This is a genomic window from Ancylobacter terrae, assembly GCF_045108345.1.
Lineage (GTDB): Bacteria > Pseudomonadota > Alphaproteobacteria > Rhizobiales > Xanthobacteraceae > Ancylobacter.
Genome location: NZ_JBJGXH010000001.1, coordinates 1,035,776 through 1,053,195, shown reverse-complemented (window position 1 = coordinate 1,053,195; position 17,420 = coordinate 1,035,776). Strand labels below are relative to the sequence as shown.

Annotated in this window: 15 protein-coding genes; 8 read left to right on the top strand and 7 right to left on the bottom strand. The window is 67.3% G+C overall.

Features of this window, described 5'->3' with window-relative positions:
- Positions 1-118: 118 nt before the first annotated feature.
- Complete coding sequence (locus ACEUEL_RS05030) at positions 119-2,461, top strand: xanthine dehydrogenase family protein molybdopterin-binding subunit (RefSeq protein ID WP_405702793.1); 2,343 nt, start codon at positions 119-121, stop codon at positions 2,459-2,461.
- Here the strand turns inward: ACEUEL_RS05030 and ACEUEL_RS05025 are convergent.
- The 4 genes from ACEUEL_RS05025 to ACEUEL_RS05010 all read right to left on the bottom strand — a co-directional run bounded on the left by ACEUEL_RS05025 (position 2,409) and on the right by ACEUEL_RS05010 (position 6,284).
- Positions 2,409-3,503 carry a LacI family DNA-binding transcriptional regulator gene (locus ACEUEL_RS05025; protein ID WP_405702790.1) on the bottom strand — a complete coding sequence of 365 codons (1,095 nt, stop codon included), beginning with the start codon at positions 3,501-3,503 and terminating at the stop codon, positions 2,409-2,411. The genes ACEUEL_RS05030 and ACEUEL_RS05025 overlap by 53 nt on opposite strands.
- A 147-nt stretch (positions 3,504-3,650) precedes the next feature.
- Positions 3,651-4,592 (bottom strand): 2-hydroxyacid dehydrogenase, encoded by a 942-nt coding sequence (locus tag ACEUEL_RS05020; RefSeq protein ID WP_405702789.1) that lies wholly within the window; start codon positions 4,590-4,592, stop codon positions 3,651-3,653.
- Positions 4,589-5,293: a HutD/Ves family protein gene (locus tag ACEUEL_RS05015; protein ID WP_405702786.1), complete on the bottom strand. Its 705-nt coding sequence runs from the start codon at positions 5,291-5,293 to the stop codon at positions 4,589-4,591. Before ACEUEL_RS05015 ends, ACEUEL_RS05020 begins: the two co-directional genes overlap by 4 nt.
- A 46-nt stretch (positions 5,294-5,339) precedes the next feature.
- Positions 5,340-6,284: a LysR family transcriptional regulator gene (locus ACEUEL_RS05010; RefSeq protein WP_405702784.1), complete on the bottom strand. Its 945-nt coding sequence runs from the start codon at positions 6,282-6,284 to the stop codon at positions 5,340-5,342.
- An 89-nt stretch (positions 6,285-6,373) separates the two neighbouring features.
- On the opposite strand from ACEUEL_RS05010, the gene ACEUEL_RS05005 reads away from it, so the two are divergent.
- From ACEUEL_RS05005 to ACEUEL_RS04975, 7 genes are all read left to right on the top strand, one after another.
- Positions 6,374-7,825, top strand: a complete 1,452-nt coding sequence (locus ACEUEL_RS05005; RefSeq protein WP_405702782.1) for a 4-hydroxyphenylacetate 3-hydroxylase family protein — start codon at positions 6,374-6,376, stop codon at positions 7,823-7,825.
- Positions 7,825-8,340, top strand: a complete 516-nt coding sequence (locus ACEUEL_RS05000; protein WP_405702780.1) for a flavin reductase family protein — start codon at positions 7,825-7,827, stop codon at positions 8,338-8,340. The genes ACEUEL_RS05005 and ACEUEL_RS05000 overlap by 1 nt, the downstream gene beginning before the upstream one ends.
- 41 nt (positions 8,341-8,381) lie before the next feature.
- A complete protein-coding gene (locus ACEUEL_RS04995) occupies positions 8,382-8,801 on the top strand; it encodes a RidA family protein (RefSeq protein WP_405702778.1) in 420 nt (139 codons plus the stop codon).
- Positions 8,802-8,834: 33 nt separating this feature from the next.
- The gene (locus ACEUEL_RS04990) at positions 8,835-9,512 is read left to right on the top strand and encodes a DUF1028 domain-containing protein (RefSeq protein WP_405702776.1); all 678 of its coding nucleotides are present in this window, start codon (positions 8,835-8,837) and stop codon (positions 9,510-9,512) included.
- 3 nt (positions 9,513-9,515) lie between these two features.
- On the top strand, positions 9,516-9,944 hold the full coding sequence (locus ACEUEL_RS04985) for a GlcG/HbpS family heme-binding protein (protein WP_405702773.1): 429 nt from the start codon (positions 9,516-9,518) through the stop codon (positions 9,942-9,944).
- A gap of 17 nt (positions 9,945-9,961) precedes the next feature.
- Positions 9,962-10,399 (top strand): type II 3-dehydroquinate dehydratase, encoded by a 438-nt coding sequence (locus ACEUEL_RS04980; protein WP_405702771.1) that lies wholly within the window; start codon positions 9,962-9,964, stop codon positions 10,397-10,399.
- Positions 10,400-10,775: 376 nt separating this feature from the next.
- Positions 10,776-11,345 (top strand): MarR family winged helix-turn-helix transcriptional regulator, encoded by a 570-nt coding sequence (locus ACEUEL_RS04975; RefSeq protein ID WP_405702768.1) that lies wholly within the window; start codon positions 10,776-10,778, stop codon positions 11,343-11,345.
- Positions 11,346-11,359: 14 nt separating this feature from the next.
- Here the strand turns inward: ACEUEL_RS04975 and ACEUEL_RS04970 are convergent, their stop codons facing one another.
- The 3 genes from ACEUEL_RS04970 to cckA all read right to left on the bottom strand — a co-directional run bounded on the left by ACEUEL_RS04970 (position 11,360) and on the right by cckA (position 17,284).
- The gene (locus tag ACEUEL_RS04970; protein ID WP_405702766.1) at positions 11,360-12,988 is read right to left on the bottom strand and encodes an alpha-D-glucose phosphate-specific phosphoglucomutase; all 1,629 of its coding nucleotides are present in this window, start codon (positions 12,986-12,988) and stop codon (positions 11,360-11,362) included.
- Positions 12,985-14,643, bottom strand: coding sequence for a glucose-6-phosphate isomerase (gene pgi, locus ACEUEL_RS04965; protein ID WP_405702763.1), 1,659 nt, complete (start codon positions 14,641-14,643; stop codon positions 12,985-12,987). The genes ACEUEL_RS04970 and pgi overlap by 4 nt, the downstream gene beginning before the upstream one ends.
- A 115-nt stretch (positions 14,644-14,758) precedes the next feature.
- On the bottom strand, positions 14,759-17,284 hold the full coding sequence (gene cckA / locus ACEUEL_RS04960; protein ID WP_405702760.1) for a cell cycle histidine kinase CckA: 2,526 nt from the start codon (positions 17,282-17,284) through the stop codon (positions 14,759-14,761).
- Between the last annotated feature and the right edge of the window lie 136 nt (positions 17,285-17,420).

Below are 17,420 nucleotides of genomic sequence, written 5' to 3'. Positions count from 1 at the left end.
AACAGGAAAAATGTGACTCAAAGCGTTCGTGAACGTGTTTATACGGATGATGGGTCGCTTCTTGCAAACGTTCGCATAAACATACTAACGTGACCACCCGCACCGTCGGGGACCCATCATGCTGGAACGAAATACCCTTCACCGCCCGTGCGAGAATGCCCGCGACGACACGCGGCTGCTGCGCGGCGCGGGTCGTTTCAGCGACGATGATGCCCATTCCGCCCATGTCCACGCGGTCTTTGTGCGGTCGCCGCACGCCCATGCACACATCGAGAGGATCGACGTCTCGGCCGCGCGAGAGTGCGCCGGCATCGTCGGCATCGTGACCGCGGCGGACCTCGACACGCTGGGCGTGGGCAATGTCTCCGTGCCGCAGATCGTCACGGGACGGGACGGCGCCAAGCTGGTAGTGCCACATCGTCCGGCGCTCGCCGCCGACCGTGTGATGCACCTCGGCCAGCCGGTGGCGCTGGTCGTGGCGCAGACCCTGCGCGACGCCGAAGAGGCGGCGCTGGCGATCGAGATCGAGTACAGCCCCCTCCGCGCGGTCGTCGATGCCACGCAGGCGCTCGAACCGGAGGCTCCGCAGCTGTGGCCGCAGGCGCCCGGCAATCTTGCCGTTGATTTCGTCGCGCCGCCCCCCTCATCGGACCGCGACCAGCAGGTCGAGGATGCGTTTGCGCGGGCAGCGTTTCGGGTAAACGTCGAGCTGGTTCACCAGCGCCTAGCCCATGCTCCGATGGAGCCTCGTGCCGCCACGGCTCTCTTTGATGCCGACAGCGGCACCTACGTGCTGAAGGCCGGCTCGCAGGGGGCAGGCGCCTTGAGCGGGCAACTCGCCGCGGTGCTCGGCGTGCCGCCGGCCCGCATGCGGATCGAAACCGACGATGTCGGCGGCAGCTTCGGGCTGAAAACCCATGCCTACCCTGAGTATGCCGCGCTTCTGGCGGCGGCGCGCCTTTTTGCAAAGCCGGTGCACTGGGTGGCGACCCGTTCGGAGTCCTTCATCAGCGACAATCAGGGCCGCGACCATCGATGCGTCGCCGAACTGGCCCTGGCTGAAGATGGGCGCTTCCTTGCGCTGCGCAGCCGCAGCATCGTCGCACTCGGCGCCTTCGTGACGGCGGCCGGCGCTCATATCGCCTGCAACAACTTCACCCGATGCCTGCCCGGCATGTACGATCTGCCGCTCGTTTCCGCCGAAGTGAAGTGCGTCTTCACCAATACCCTGCCGACCGGTCCCTACCGCGGGGCCGGCAGGCCCGAGGCGAACTATCTGCTGGAGCGTCTCGTCGACGCCGCGGCCGCGGCGAGCGGCATCGATCCCGTGGACTTGCGACGCCGCAACCTCATCCGCCCCGAGGCGATGCCGGTGCGGACGGCCATCGGCAATGTCTATGACAGCGGCGACTTCGCAAATCTGCTGGATGCCGCCCTCGAGGCTTCAGCCTATGCCGAGTTCCCCGCCCGCCGCGCCCGATCGGTAGCCAAAGGAAAGCGACGTGGGATCGGCATATCCTGCTTCCTCGAGCATGCCGGCGGCAGCCCCGCCGAGAGCGCGGCCCTTCACTTTCCCGAGCCCGGCAGGCTCGTCGCCGAGATCGGCGTACACGCGACCGGTCAGCAGCATGCCGGCGTCTTCGCCCAGCTTGTCGCCTCCCGGCTCGGCCTTCGACAAGAGGACGTCGAGGTGCGTTCGGGCCGCTCGACCTCTGGCATAAGAGGCGGGCCGACCGTCGCCTCGCGCAGTGCCATGGCCGCGGGCGGAGCGCTCGCGCAGGCGGCGGACGTCCTGATCGCCAAGGCGCTCAGGCTCGGCGCACAGGTGCTCGACGTCGCCGATGTGGGCGTGGCCTGGGAGGCGCCCTGCATCGTCACGCGCGACGGCGCACGCCGCATCCACCTCCTTGACCTCGCCGATGAAGCGCAGCGCCGCGCACGCCGTGGCGAGTGGCCCGAGGATCTCGCCGTGCGGGCGGACATCGAGGTCACCCAGTCCTATCCCAATGGTTGCCACGTGGCGGAAGTCGAGGTCGATCCGGAAACCGGCGCGGTTGAGGTCGTCGGCTACACCGCCATCGACGATTGCGGTGTGGTTCTGGACGAACATCTCGCCGAGGGGCAGGTCATCGGCGGCGTGGCCCAGGGGCTGGGACAGGCGCTGCTGGAGCGCATCGTCTATGACGACAGCGGCCAGATCCTCACCGGCTCGTTCATGGACTATGCAATGCCGCGCGCGAGCGACATGCCCCCCATCCGCTCCGCCTTCCATCCTGTGCCCTGCCGCACCAATGCGTTGGGCGTCAAGGGTGTCGGCGAAGCCGGCACCACGGCGGCCATTGCGGCCATCATGAACGCCATTGCCGACGCGATCCCCGGCGAAGCCGGCCGCAATCTGCAGATGCCCGCTACGCCGGAGACAGTCTGGCGCGCGTGTCGGACCGTGTCGCACGCCGCTTGACGACAGGGCGATTGCCGGTCGCGACCGGTTGCGTCGAGCCGCGCACGATCATTTCGATCGGCAGCACCAGATGCCGCGCGACACGTTCCCCCGCCCGGCTCGACAGCGCCTCGAGCAACAACTCGGCAGCGACCTGCCCCGCCTTCTGCTGCTCGACCCGTATCGTCGTCAGCGGCGGCTGGAGGCGGTCCGCCAGCGGCATGTCGTTGTAGCCGGTCACCGAGACATCCTCGGGGCACGACAGGCCATGCCGCCGCAGCGCGGCGATGGCGCCGATAGCGATGAGGTCGTTGCCGCAGACGATGGCAGTGAAGGGAACCTTGCGCCCGAGAAGCTCCTCGGCACACCGTTCGCCCGCGCTCTCGTTGAACGTCTCGGCGAAGGCGGTCAGTTCCGGATTGCGCTCGAAGCCAAGAGCCGCCAGCCCCTCCTCGAAGGCAATGAAACGGTCACGCCCGGTCGACAGGTCCTGCGGCCCGGCGATACAGGCGATCTGGCGGTGGCCGAGCGCGGCGAGATGATTGAGGATGCGCGAGGTGCCGTCCCGTTCATCGTGGACGACGGAGGGTGTGCCGGGATCGTCGACGCGCCGGTTCACCGTCACCAGGGGAACGCCCTCCGCCACGAGCTGCTCGACGACGTCGTCGCGCGCCTTGACGCTGGCGAGGAGGAGCCCCTCGATCCCACGCGCCCGCATGTTCTCGATGATTTCCGCCTCGCGCTGCGGGCTGCCGTCGGTATTGCCGAGAATCGCGACATAGCCCTGCCGCGCCAGCGCATCCTCCGCGCCCCGGATGATGGGGGGAAACACCGGGTTGGTAATGTCCGGCACGATGATACCGACGGTACGGCTGCGGTTGGTTTTGAGCGAATAGGCCGCGACATTCGGGCGATAGGCCAGCGTCTCGCTCAGTTTGAGGATGTTCGCGACGACTTCCGGCGTGATGAGGTGACGCGTCTTGGGGTCGAGGGCGCGCGAGACGGTGGACACATGTACCCCTGCCGCCGCCGCCACGTCGCGCAAGGTGACGCGCTTCTTCATTCCCGCCCTGCCTTCCGAGCCTCAAATCATCAGTCCGTGCAAACGTTGCACGAAAAAATTATGTTGAATAGTGCGACCAACGACATGAGCAAAAGCGTATCGCGCGCCGCGATGCGTGGGCCGAGGGTCCGCCGGTACCGGCAGCCGTCAATACCCGCGCACGACATCCACCGCGTGTAGCGGCGCCTCGCCCCGCCGCACCCGCCGGATGCTCTCGGCGACATCGCGGGCCGCCAGCTTCGGAACCGTGATGCTGGCGAGGTGGGGCGTGATCAGCACGTTCTCCATGCCGTAGAAGGGGTGGCTCGGCGGCAGCGGCTCCTGCTCGAAGACGTCCAATGTCGCCTCCGCCACCTGTCCGGAGCGAAGCGCATCGATCAGCGCCGCTTCATCGACCACCGCGCCCCGCGAGGCGTTGATGAACTTGGTACCGGCCCGCATGAGCGCGAACGCGTCCGCGCCGAGCATGCCGCGCGTCTCCTTCGTCAGCGGCAGCAGGTTGACGATGATCTCACAGCCGCCGAGCAGCGTCTCAAGACCCTCTGTACCGGAGCGGCAGATAACACCCTCGATCGACTTCTGGCTGCGCGACCATCCCTCCACGGTGAAGCCCATGGCGGCGAGCGCCTGCGCGGCCGGGCCGCCGAGTTCACCGAGTCCGAGCACGCCGACGGTGATTTCCGACAGCGCACGGGGATGGATATAGAGCCACTCGCCCCGCCGCTGCGCCCTCTCGAACAGATGGATATCGCGGGCATAGCGGGTGACGGCGAACACGACATAGCTCGTCATCAGTTGCACCATGCCCGGATCCGACAGGCGGGAGACCGGCACCGGTACCAGATCGTCGCGTCCCACCAGCCGGTCGACGCCGGCGCCGAGATTGGTCACCAGCCTGAGGTTCGGGAAGCGGGCGAAGAAGCCCGTCGGCGGCATCCAGACGAGCGCATAGGCGATCTCGGCCGGATTGCCGATTTTCGCGTCGACGCGGAAATCGAGGTCGGGCAGTTCGGAGGTCAGCGCCGTCCGCCAATCCTCGGCGCTGTCCACGGGGCTGTAGAAGACCAGGGCATCGCGCTGGGCCGTCACTCGGCGTCTCCGTCTTCGAAGCGGGCTACGGGGCGGCTGGGCGTGAACACGACGGCGAGCGCCTCGGCCGCCGCATCCGGCGCATTGATGACGAGGCGACCGGCTCCGCCCGTCACGAAGGTGTCGCCGGCCTCAACCAGCCGATCATCACCCGCATCGCTCACCCGCCATCGGCTTTTCAGGGCATGCAGGGCGAAGCACTGGCCAGCCTCGAGGTCGAACATCGCACCACCCGTGCCGGCCACGGCCCGCACCTCGGCCCGCCAGAGCCCCGCCCGAACCTTGACGTTGAGCACTCTGACCGGCCCGCCCTCGAGCCGGGAGACCGGCGCATCGCCCCCGTCGAAAACGAAAGGCGCGAGTGGCGCCAGCCTGCGCTCGTCAGTTCCGAACACCAGCGTGATGCCGTCGCCCTCGATCAGCGTGATGTGCCGCTCGATTCCGGGAAACACCGAGAAGGGTCCGGGCGCGACGATCGGGGCGATGCTGATGCCGATATCCGCATCATCCTGCCGAGCGTCCTCGGGCCACGTCCAGATGTCGAGCGTGACGCCTCCCCCGTTCTTCCAGGGCATCTCGCGATAGTCGGCGCGGCGGATCAGCCGACGCGGCAGCGCCGACGAGGCGGCGGGGATGGAAGCGATCGGAGCGGTCACGTGAGAGGGCCTGCCTGGCGACGCGAGGGGAGACGGCGGCACCATAGCGGGAGCATGGAAGGCGGCAAGCCCGTCGGATGGCGCCGCGACGTCACCGGATGGTCTGCCGCGGCGACAGCGTGCCGGGAGCGAAGACCCCGCCCCTGGCGAATGCGGTCCGGAGATAGGTGACGAACGCCCCCACCGCCGGTCGCTGCGCCTGACGCCGCAACTGCAGGCTCACCACGCGCACCGGTTCCAGCGGATCCATGATCGGGACAGCGGCAACACGACCGCCATCATGCGTCACCTGCGTGCGCGGCAGCACATTCTGGATGGTGTAGCCGCGCCCATGCCCCACCAGCCCGCGCGTGAGTTCGTAGGAGCGCGACCGGAACGCGATCCGTGGCTCCAGCCCCACCGACCGGAACAGCCGCATGAAGTAGTCGCTGGAATGGGGAAGGTCGAGGAGGATGAACGGCTCGGCGGCGAGGTCCGCCATCGCCACCCGGTCGCGGGCGGCCAGGGGATGATCGGCCGGCAGCACCGCATAGGGCGGCAGCACGGCGAGTTCCTCGGCGGCGATCTCCTCCGGCCGGGCGAAGGCATAGGAGAGCGCGATCTCGGTGCGCCCCGAGACCAGCGCATCGAGGATGATCTGCTGGTCGCCCTCGTCGAGATGGACCGAAATGCCCGGCTGCGCCTCGGCGAAGCCGGAGATGAGGCTCGGCATGAAATGGGCGGCGATGGTCCAGAAACAGCCGACGAAGATCTCACCATGCACCCCATCCGCCAGCGCGCGCACATTTTGATCGAAATCGCGGGCATGGTTGAGCAGCAGGCGCGCCTCGTTGATGATCCGGGTACCGGCGGCGGTCGGCGTGACACCGCGCGCATGATGACGGATGAATATCTGAATACCGCAATCGGCTTCCAGCTGGGCTATGGCGGCGGATATCGAGGGTTGCGACACGTTCAGCGATCGGGCGGCCTCGGTCAGATTGCCGAAATCGGCCGTCGCGAGCACGTAGCGCAGGACCCGCAGCGAGACATTCATCGGAATATCCGATCCAGAGAAACGACTAAAAATATTTTATCAATCCACCGCCGTCACACAATCTCTCCGGATGCGAGAAGGGATGCCACATGATCCGCACCGGTGACGAGTATCGAGAGGGCCTTCGCGACGGGCGCGAGATCTGGATCGATGGCGAGCGCGTCAAGGACGTGACACGCCACCCGGCCTTCAAGCCGATCGTCGACATCCGCGCCCGCATGTACGACATGGCGCACGAGCAGACCTTTCAGGACCGCCTCACCTATGTGGCGGACAACGAGCGGCGCACCATCTTCTACAAGCCCCCGCGCGAGACGAAGGACTGGACCGACAAGGTCGAGGCGGTTGATGCGGTGATGAAGGACATCGGCGGCGTGGTCACCCGCGTCGGCGACGAGACCATCGGCGAGGTCTGGTCGCTGATGGACGGCCGCGACGTGCTGGCGGAGTTCGACCCCCGCTTCGCCGACAATGTCGACCGGCACGTCCAGACCATCTTCGAAAAGGACATCTTCCACGTCTCGGCCAACACCGATCCCAAGGGCGACCGCTCGCGTCCCCCGCAGGATCAGGACCCGGACATGATGGTCCACGTCGTGAAGGAGACCGATGCCGGCATCGTCATCCGCGGCGCCAAATACGAGACCGCTGCGGCCTATGCCGACCAGGCCTTCCTGAAGCCGACCGTGGGCGCCTGGAGCAACGAGAAACTGTCCGATTACGCCGTCGGCGGCATCATCCGCATGGGCGCCCCCGGCGTGAAGCACATCTGCCGCTCGGGTTTCGCCGGGCGCGGCAGCACGGCGGACTACCCGCTGGCGAACCGCTTCGACGAGGTCGAGGCACTGGTGGTGTTCGACAACGTGCTGATCCCCTGGGAGGACATCTTCTTCTACCGGCACACCAAGGCCGCCCAGTTCATCCGCGGCACGCTGCACCGCTATTCGGCGTTCCCCTATGTCCACCGCCTGCTCTACGTCGCCGACATGATGATCGGCGCCGCGATGTGGAACGCCAAGCAGACCGGCCTCGACAAGCTGCAATCGGTCCGCGAGAAGCTGGCCGATCTCGTCTGCTACCGCGAGGGTATCAACGCGCACCTGACCGCCGCGATCACACTGGCCGAGAAGAGCCCCGGCGGGCTGCTGATGCCGAACCAGTCGATCCTCTACGCCGGACGGGTCCACGCCTGCGCCAACTTGCCGGCGATGATGCACATCGCCCGTGAGCTCTGCGGTGGCCAGATCTGCGTGACGCCGAACGCCGACGCCTTCAACACGCCCGGTTCCGGCGACTGGCTGCACAAATTCTACACGCTGAACGAGCAGTGGGAGGCGGAGGATCGGCGCAAGCTGCTCGCCTTCGCCCGCGACCTGCTGAACTCGGACTATGCCGGCCACCGGCTGACCTTCGTCCAGTTCGCGCAGGCGCCCCATTTCAACCATCTCGCGGCGGTCTACAACAGCTTCGATTTCGAGGGTCCGCTCGACTTCGTCCGCAAGGCGGCGGGCCTGTCGGACAAGGTGGGGAGCAGCGTGTGATGGCATCCGCAGTCAACCCTTCCGCCCCGGCGCTCGACCCCGAACTCTTCCGCGAAGCCATGGGGCGTATGGCGGCGGGCGTCACCGTGGTCACCAGCGACGGCGAGGCCGGGCGCGTCGGTCTCACCGTCTCGACGCTGTGCTCCCTGTCGATGGAGCCGCCCTCGGTGCTGTTCTGCATCCACCGCGAGAGCCGCAGCCTGCCGGCCCTGCTCGCCAACGGCGTGTTCGCGGCGAACGTTCTCGCCGGCAGCCAGCATGAGGTCGCCGACAGCTTCGCCGGTCGCATCCCGGCCTTCCGCGAAGACCGTTTCCGCGCGGCGGAATGGGACATAGGGGCACATGGCGCCCCGCTTCTGCAGGGCGCGCTCTGCCGCTTCGAGTGCCGTATCGCCAGCGTATTCGACTTCGGCTCGCACCGGATCGTGGCAGGCGAAGTCCTCCGCCTCGATACGATGGCCGACGAACCCCTCCTTTACTCCGGCCGTGCCTACCGCAGGCTCCAGGCCTCCTGAAGCTCTCTGACCGACCGAGCCCCGCAAGGACCGTTGCATTCATGATCCACAAGCGCCTCCGCCCGTTCAACACCAAGAAGACCTATCCCGAGCAGAAGCTCGACAATGACCTTTCACAGGGCGTCGTCGCGCGTGGCACGCTGGTATTCCTGCGCGGACAGGTGGCGCAGGACCTCGATTCCCGCGAGAGCCTCCACGTCGGCGATGCCGGTGCCCAGACCGCCGCCGCCATGGCCAACGTCAAGATGCTGCTGGAAGAGGCCGGGAGCGAGCTCGCCCATATCTGCCGGATCACGGTGTATCTGACCGATATCCGCTACCGCGAGGCGGTTTATCTGGAGATGGGCCGCTGGCTGAAGGGCGTGCATTATTGCTCGACCGGCCTCGTTGTGACCGCCCTTGCCCGTCCGGAATGGGTGGTCGAGATTGAGGTGACCGCCGTCATTCCCGATCCGGCCTGACACGACTCCTCTGCCCGTTACGGAGTTTTCCGCGTGACCTTTTCGATCTCCGCGCGCTGCGCCCGAACCGGCCTGTTCGGCATCGCCGTCTCCTCGTCGAGCCCGGCGGTGGCGGCGCGTTGCGCGCATGCCCGCGCGGGTGTCGGGGTGGTGGCAACGCAGAACATCACCGACCCGACGCTCGGCCCGCGCGGCCTCGATCTCATGGCCAGCGGGCTGTCCGCATCCGAGGCGCTCGAAAGGCTGCGCGCCGTGGCTTCGCATTTCGACTATCGGCAGGTCGTGCTGGTCGATCGCGAAGGGCGCGCGGCGGCGCATTCCGGCGCCCGCACACTCGGCCTGCACGGCGTGGAACTGGCGCCGGACGTGGCCGCCGCCGGCAATCTGCTCGCGTCCGCCGACGTGCCGGCCAGCATGGTCAAGGCGTTCCAGGCGTCTCCCGACGCCCATCTCGGCGATCGCATCCTGGCGGCGATGCAGGCGGCTCTGGACGCCGGCGGCGAAGAGGGCCCGGTGCATTCGATCGGGATGCTCATCGTCGACAAGGTCGCCTGGCCGGTGGCCGATCTTCGCATTGACTGGACCGAAGGCGATCCCATTGGCGAACTCGCCGCGCTCTGGCGGCTCTGGCGCCCTCAGATGGACGCCTATGTGACGCGTGCGCTCGATCCTTCCAGCGCCCCCTCCTATGGCGTTCCCGGGGACGAGTGAGGCATGACCACAACGACCCGCCCCGCCCTCAAGCTCACCCATGCCGGCGCGCTCCGCGCTCTGGCGGGCGCCGTCGCCAAGGCCGAGGAACTCGGCGTGCCGCAGAACGTCTCGATCGTCGATGAAGGCGGCAACCTCCTCGCCTATGTGCGGATGGATGGCGCCAAGCTGTTGTCACGCGAAACATCGCTGTCGAAGGCGATCACCTCCGCGTCCCATCGGGCCCCGAGCGGGCGCCTCGCCCCCGATCTGGAAGTGAAGCTCGCCATCGCCGCCGGCGGGCGCCTGACCAATCTGGAGGGTGGCCTGCCGATCTTCGTCGAGGGCACCTGCGTCGGCGCGGTGGGGGTCGGCTCCGGCACCGGCGCGCAGGATGTCGAGGTGGCCTATGCCGCCCTCGCCGCGATCGGCGCGACCGATTCGGGTCGCTGACCGTGCCGGCAAGGCGGTTGCGCATTGACGTTCTCAACGGCGCCAACACCGACCAGTACGGACGTGACCCCTCCGGAGCCTATGGGCCGCTGACGCTCGCAGACATCGAAGCCCAATGCCGGGCCCGCGCCGCTTCCGGCGAGGCGGATATCGTCTTCCGGCAATCGAATCACGAAGGCGACCTTGTCGGCTGGCTCCACGAGGCGCGCACCGGCGCCGACGGGCTCGTCATCAACGCTGGCAGCCTGTCCTATACCTCGATCAGCATTCGCGACGCGCTTGCCGCCTTCGGCAAGCCGGCCATCCAGGTGCATGTGAGCAACGTTTTCACCCGGGAGCCCTTCCGGCACATTTCTCCACTCTCGGCCGTGGTGTCGGGATGCATCATCGGCATGGGCCCCGCGGGCTACGCCTTGGCGGTCACGGCGCTTATCGACCAGTTGCGTCGCACCTGACGTCAAGCTGACGCCCATCTCGCTGCCAATTTCCCAAATTACGTTACGTAAATCATGCGCTGAGCCGCGGCGCTCGGAAAGCCGAGCTACAATCGGCCGCGATGCTCCAGTGATTCGCGCATCGCCCCGATACTTGGCTTACGTTGCAACTTGCCGATAAGTGTATGAATTCCGAGGCGCCTCAAAAAAGCCAAGGAACTCACATGACTAAACCGTCTTTGATCAGCTGCCGTTGCCTTCTCGCGGTGCATTCGGAAATATACGGACGCGGCTTGGCGGCTTATAATGCGGCGAAGCTCAACAGAGTACCAGCGACGTCGTGAATTGACGAAGATTGGTTCGAAAACTGAAGTAGTTCAAGAGGGGATGCATGCGTATGGCACGAAAGCTGGCTGAAGCGGAGGAAAGCACAGACAGCTCGGGCGAAGTCAGGTGGGGATCGCCTTCCGCCGTGCCGCTGCGTGCCGCTGACGCCGCGCCCGAAAGCGGGCCGGTAACCCAGCTTGAGATTGCACGGGTGATCGAGCGCGCGCATCGCCGCTTTCTGGACCTGCTGCGGGTCGAACTCACCCGGCTCGGCACCGACGACATCAGCCCCTCGCAGGTGATGCTGCTCTTCACCATCGGCAATGATGAATTGTCGGTGCGTGACCTGCTCGAACGGGGGCACTACCTCGGCTCCAACGCCTCGTACAATCTGAAGCAGCTGGTCGATTCAGGCTATGTCGACCGCGCCGCCTCCCTTCGCGACCGCCGCTCGGCGCGCCTGCGTCTCACCGACAAGGCTCATCAGCTGTGCGAAGCGATCCGCGCTGTCCACGACAGCGTGCACCGGCAGAACGTGCGGGATGCAGCGGAGTTGCAGGAACTCACCACCGCGTACAACGTGCTCCGCCGCCTCGAAATCGTCTGGACGAGTTCGCTGCGCTACGGCGAGGGCGGCTGACGCCCTCGTGCGGCTCAGGTGATCACGTCGGGAGCGGTACGCCCGGTACGACCCCCGATGTCGGGCAGGGCACGAGACACTTCGATCAGGTCGGCCAGCGCCGACTGCGGATCCTGGTCGTGCCGCGCAGAGTCGCCCTCGAAGCGCTCGATGTAGACCCGCAGCGTCGCGCCCGCCGTGCCGGTGCCCGACAGCCGGTAGACGATGCGCGAGCCATTGGTGAAGAACACACGCACCCCCTGCTTCGTCGTCACCGAGCCGTCGACCGGGTCATGATAGGCGAAGTCGTCGGCCCTCTCGACCGTGAGCCCTCCGAAAACCTGGCCCGGCAGCTCGCCGAGCCGCGCGCGCAGGTCGGCGACCAGCGCCTCGGCCGCTGCGGCGTCGACCTCCTCGTAATCGTGCCGCGTATAGTAGTTTCGGCCGTATTCCGCCCAGTGGCCGCGCACGATGTCGCGCACGGATTGCTTGCGGGCGGCGATGATGTTGAGCCACATCAGCACCGCCCAAAGCCCGTCTTTCTCGCGCACATGGTTCGAGCCGGTGCCGGCGCTCTCCTCGCCGCAGACGGTGGCAAGGCCGGCATCGAGCAGGTTGCCGAAGAACTTCCATCCCGTCGGTGTCTCGTAGCAGGTGACCCCGAGCTTCTCTGCCACCCGGTCCGCCGCCCCGCTGGTCGGCATGGAGCGGGCGATACCGGCGATGCCCCCCTTGTACCCCGGGGCGAGATGCATGTTGGCGGCGATCATCGCCAGCGAATCGGAGGGTGTGACGAACTGCCCGCGCCCGATGATCAGGTTGCGGTCGCCATCGCCGTCCGACGCCGCGCCGAGATCCGGGGCCGCCGTTGACATCATCAGGTCGAACAGGTCCTTGGCATGGACGAGGTTGGGATCCGGGTGATGGCCGCCGAAATCCGGCAGCGGCTCGGCATTGATCACCGTGCCCGCCGGCGCGCCCAGTTCGCCCTCGAGGATCGCCCTCGCATAGGGACCCGTGACCGCGCTCATGGCATCGAAGCGCATGGCGAAACCTGACGCGAACAACGCGCGGATCGCCTCGAAGTCGAACAGCGTCGCCATCAGCTCCGCGTAGTCCTCGACCGGATCGATGACATCGACCACCATGTCGGCGATGCGGCTGATGCCCACGCGGTCGATATCCACATCGGGTGCATCGACGACCCGGTATTCGCTGATCGTCTTCGTCCGGGCAAACACGTCATCGGTGATCTTCTCGGGCGCCGGGCCGCCATTCCCGATATTGTACTTGATGCCGAAATCGCCGTGTGGCCCGCCGGGATTGTGGCTGGCGGACAGGATGATTCCGCCGAACGCCTCGTGCTTGCGGATGACGCAGGACGCAGCGGGTGTGGACAGAATACCGCCCCGCCCCACCATGACCCGGCCGAAGCCGGCGGCGGCGGCCATCTTGATCACTTTCTGGATCGCCTCGCGATTGTAGAAGCGTCCGTCGCCCCCCACCACCAGCGTCTCGCCCTCGAAATCCTCGAGCGCGTCGAACACCGACTGCACGAAGTTCTCGACATAGTGCGGCTGCTGGAAGACCGGGACCTTCTTGCGCAGGCCCGACGTGCCGGGCTTCTGTCCCTCGAACGGCGTCGTTGCAATGGTGCGGATCATGGATGTCCCGGGGTATCGGAGAGCAGATGATGCAGGAGCCCTGCCGCGGAACCGCTGAGGCCGGGCGAGGGTATGCCGCTTTCGACCGCCGGCAGCAGAGTATCGGCAAGTTCCTTGCCCAGTTCGACGCCCCACTGGTCGAAGCTGTTGATGTCCCAGATCGCCCCCTCAACGAAGACGCGGTGCTCGTACAGCGCGATGATCCGGCCAAGCGTAAACGGGTCGAGGATGTCGTAGGCGATCGTTACCGATGGGCGGTTGCCGGGAAAGACCCGGTGTGGCGCCAGCCGGTCGGCATCGGCCGCAGACATGCCCTTGGCAAGGAGCTGAGCCCTCGCCTGCTCGCGGGTACGACCGCGCATCAGCGCCTCCGACTGGGCGAGGCAATTGGCGATCAGCATGGACTGGTGACGCTCGAACCCCGGCAGGAAGCCCGCCTCATGTCCGCGGGCGGCTATGAGGAACTCCACTGGAACCGGATCGGTGCCTTGGTGGAGCAGCTGGAAGAAGGCGTGCTGGCCGTTCGTGCCCGGCTCGCCCCAGACGACCGGGCCGGTCGGACGCCCGACCGGCTTGCCCTCGCGGGTCACGCTCTTGCCGTTGCTCTCCATGTCGAGTTGCTGGAGATAAGCCGGCAGGCGTGAGAGATGCTGGTCATAGGGAATGATGGCGCGGGTCGGGTACCCGCAGACGTCGCGGTGCCAGATGCCGACGAGGCCCAGCAGGATCGGCAGGTTCCGCTCCAGCGGCGCCTCTCGGAAATGGCGGTCCATAACCCGGGCGCCTTCCAGAAAGCGCCCGAAGTTCGCCGGACCGATGGCGATCATCAGCGGCAGCCCGACCGCCGACCACACCGAATAGCGGCCGCCGACCCAGTCCCAGAAGCCGAAGACGCGATCGGCGGCGATGCCGAAGGCGGCGACCCGGTCGAGTGCCGTCGAAACGGCCGCGAAATGCGCACCCACCGCCGCCTCACTGAGGCCGGCCACCAGCCAGGCTCGCGCCGAGGCGGCGTTCGCCATCGTCTCCTGCGTCGTGAAGGTCTTGGACGCTACGATGAACAGCGTCGTGGCCGGATCGAGCCACCCGAGCGTGTCGTGGAGATGGGCACCGTCGACATTCGAGACGAAATGCAGCCGCGGCCCGTCATGATAGGGCGCCAGCGCCAGCGTCGCCATGGCGGGACCGAGGTCCGAGCCGCCGATGCCGATATTGACGACATCGGTGAAGCGCGTCCCGGACGCAGTCGCGATCGTGCCGGAACGGACACCGTCGGCGAAGGCGCCGAGCGCTGCCAGAACCGCCGCGACATCGGCCGACACGTTCTGCCCGTCGGGGCCGATAGCGGCATCGTCGCCAGCACGCAGCGCGGTGTGCAGGACGGCGCGGTCTTCCGTGCTGTTGATATGGATGCCGGCAAACATAGCGTCCCGCTTGGCCTCGACCTGTGCCGCGCGGGCGAGGTCGCTCAGACGCGACAGCGTGGCGGTGGTCAGCGAGCACTTGGAAAAATCGAGCAGCAAATCGTCCAGCCGCGCCGAGAAACGCGCGAACCGGTCACCGTCGGCCTGGAAGAGGTCCGCGACCCGCTCACCGGCACGGGCGTCGCGATCAGCGGTGAGGCTGGCGAAATGGGCGTCAATCATGGCGGTCATGCGAAATCCCTGGAGGGCGGGTTGAAGACGCCCCGGACACCATCCCGGTCAATCTGACGCAGGGTGGACGATCAAGGCAAGCACCGAGCGAGCGACATCCGCGACGGTCGCAGCGTCACCCCTCGCGCCCGAACGCTTCCTTCACCGCGCCGATAAGCTGCTTCAGCGTGAACGGCTTGGGCAGGAACCCGAAGGCGGCCCCTTCGGGAAGGTTGCGGGCAAACGCCTCCTCGGCATAACCGGACATGAAGATGACCTTGATGTCCGGGTTGGCGGCCCGCAGCTCCTTGAGCAGCGAGGGGCCGTCCATCTCCGGCATCACCACGTCCGAGACGACGAGTTCCACCTCCGCGCCCCGCTCGGCCATCACCTCCAGCGCCTCGACGCCCGAGCCGGCCTCCAGCACCTGGTAGCCGCGCGAGGCGAGCGCCCGGGCGGCAAAGGCCCGCACCGCCTCCTCGTCCTCGACCAGAAGCACCGTGCCGCGCCCGGTCATGTCGGCGGGCTTGGTCGGCGCCTCCGGCGCCTTCACCGGCGCCTCCTCCGGCTCGGCGGCATGGCGGGGCAGGAACACGCGGAACAGCGTGCCCGTCCCCGGCTGGCTCTCCACCTGAAGCGTGCCGCCGGTTTGCTTGACGATGCCGTAGACCGTCGAAAGCCCGAGACCGGTGCCCTTGCCGACCTCCTTGGTGGAGAAGAACGGCTCGAAGATCTTGTCGATAATGTCGGGCGGAATCCCGGTCCCGGTATCCTGTACCTCGATCAGGACGTGGTCGGCGGGCGGCAGCCCCGAATCGGCATAGCGGTCGGCCTCGCCCGCCGTCACATTCGCAAGGCGGATGGTAAGAGTGCCGCCATCCGGCATGGCATCGCGGGCATTGACCGCGAGATTGACGACGACCTGCTCGAACTGGTTGAGATCGGCCTTCACCGGCCAGAGATCGCGCCCCTCCTTCAGCTCCAGCTTGATCGTCTCGCCGAGCAGGCGACGCAGCAGCATCGACAGGTCGCTCATCACGTCGCCGAGCTTCAGCACCTGCGGGCGCATCGTCTGGCGCCGGGAGAAGGCGAGCAGTTGCCGCACCAGCCCGGCGGCGCGATTGGCGTTCTGCTTGATCTGCATGACGTCCTGGAAGGACGGGTCGGTCGGCCGGCTGTTGGCGAGCAACAGATCCGAATAGCCGATGATGGCGGTCAGCACATTGTTGAAGTCGTGCGCCACGCCGCCGGCCAGTTGCCCCACGGCCTGCATCTTCTGGGACTGGGTGAACTGCGCCTCGAGCGCCCTCTGGTCGGTGGTCTCGATGGCGTAGAGGATCGCCGCCTCGCCCCCCGCCGCCTCGCCATCCTCGGCCGGAGCGACATAGAATCGGGCCGACCGGGACGTGTCCCGGGCCAGCGTCACCTCGACCGATCCGGTCAGCGCCTTGCCGCCGAGCGTGGCGGACAGCGCCGCCTCAAGCGTGCCGCGCGCCGGCTCGGCGATGAGGTCGAGGATGCGCCGCGGCTGGTCGCCTTCCCCCGTGCCGAACAGCCGCGCGAACATCGCGTTCGATTGCACCGCCCGGCCTTTCGCATCCACGGTGGCGATCGCGATGGGCGAATTGTGGAAGAAACGGGCGAAGCGCACTTCCGCGGCGCGCAGCGGATCGGCCTTGCTGCCCTCGCCCGACCGGTTGACCACCAGCGTCCGCGAGGCACCGGGCGTCCCGTCCGAGGCGAAGGCCACGCGATGCCATAGGCGCACCGGCAGGTTCTGACCGTTCTTGCGCTTGAGATCGAGATCGACCACCTCGGTGCGCACGCTGCCCGGCGCCGGCGTCAGACCGGTGAGCAGGGCGGCGGAAGGACCCGGAACCAGTTCGCCAATGGTCATGCCGCCGGGTCCGAATTCGGCGAGATCATAGCCGAGCCAGCCGACCAGCGTCGCGTTGATGTAGTGAATCACCCCGCCCGGCCCGACCGAGAAGAAGCCTGCGGGCGCGTGGTCGAGATAGTCGATCGCATGCTGGAGCTCGAGGAAGGCGTTCTCCTGCCGCTCCCGCTCCCGGGTGAGATCGCTCACCGTCCAGATCGTCGCCTTGGCGAGCCGGCCGGTCCCTGCGGCCGGGCGCGCTCCCAGCCGGAGCCAGCGAGCGGGATCGCCCCCCGTCGCCGGCACCCGCACCTCCTCGGTGAGCGCCCGCCCCTCGCGCACGCCCTGCGCCAGCCGGTAGACCGCCTCGGAGGCATCGGGATCGCTGGTGAACAGGCGCTCGACGGGCCGGACATCGTCGGCTCCGTCTGCGCGGGTGATCTCCCGATAGCGTGCATTGGCGTAGAGCACGCGCCCGAGACCGTCGACGACGGTGACGCCGTCGAGCGCGGTGTCGGCGATCCGCCGGGCAAGTTCGTCGCGCGTATCGGGCACACCGAACCGCAAGAGCCCGGCCGCGCCGGCGAACAACGCGAAAACGCCCGCCACGGCGAGAACCGTGAGCAGGCCGATGATCCAGGGATCGGCGTTGTCGCGGCCGAGCAGGAGCAGCGAGAGCACGGCCCCGACCAGCGCCAGCGCAACCACCAGCACGAGGCGGATGCTGCCGCCCGCCTCGGCGCGATCAACCGCGGGTTCCTCGGGTCTCGTCTCCGCCATTCCCATGCCCGAAGCCTGCCGCCCCCGTCGATCGCCGCCCTTCCACGCCCGCCCGAGCGACGGCGATGCGCCGCGCGCGTGGCGCGAGTCAGTGCGTCCTGCCTACCTTGGTGCCCGAGCGCGAGCCGCGCGGCAAGTGCTT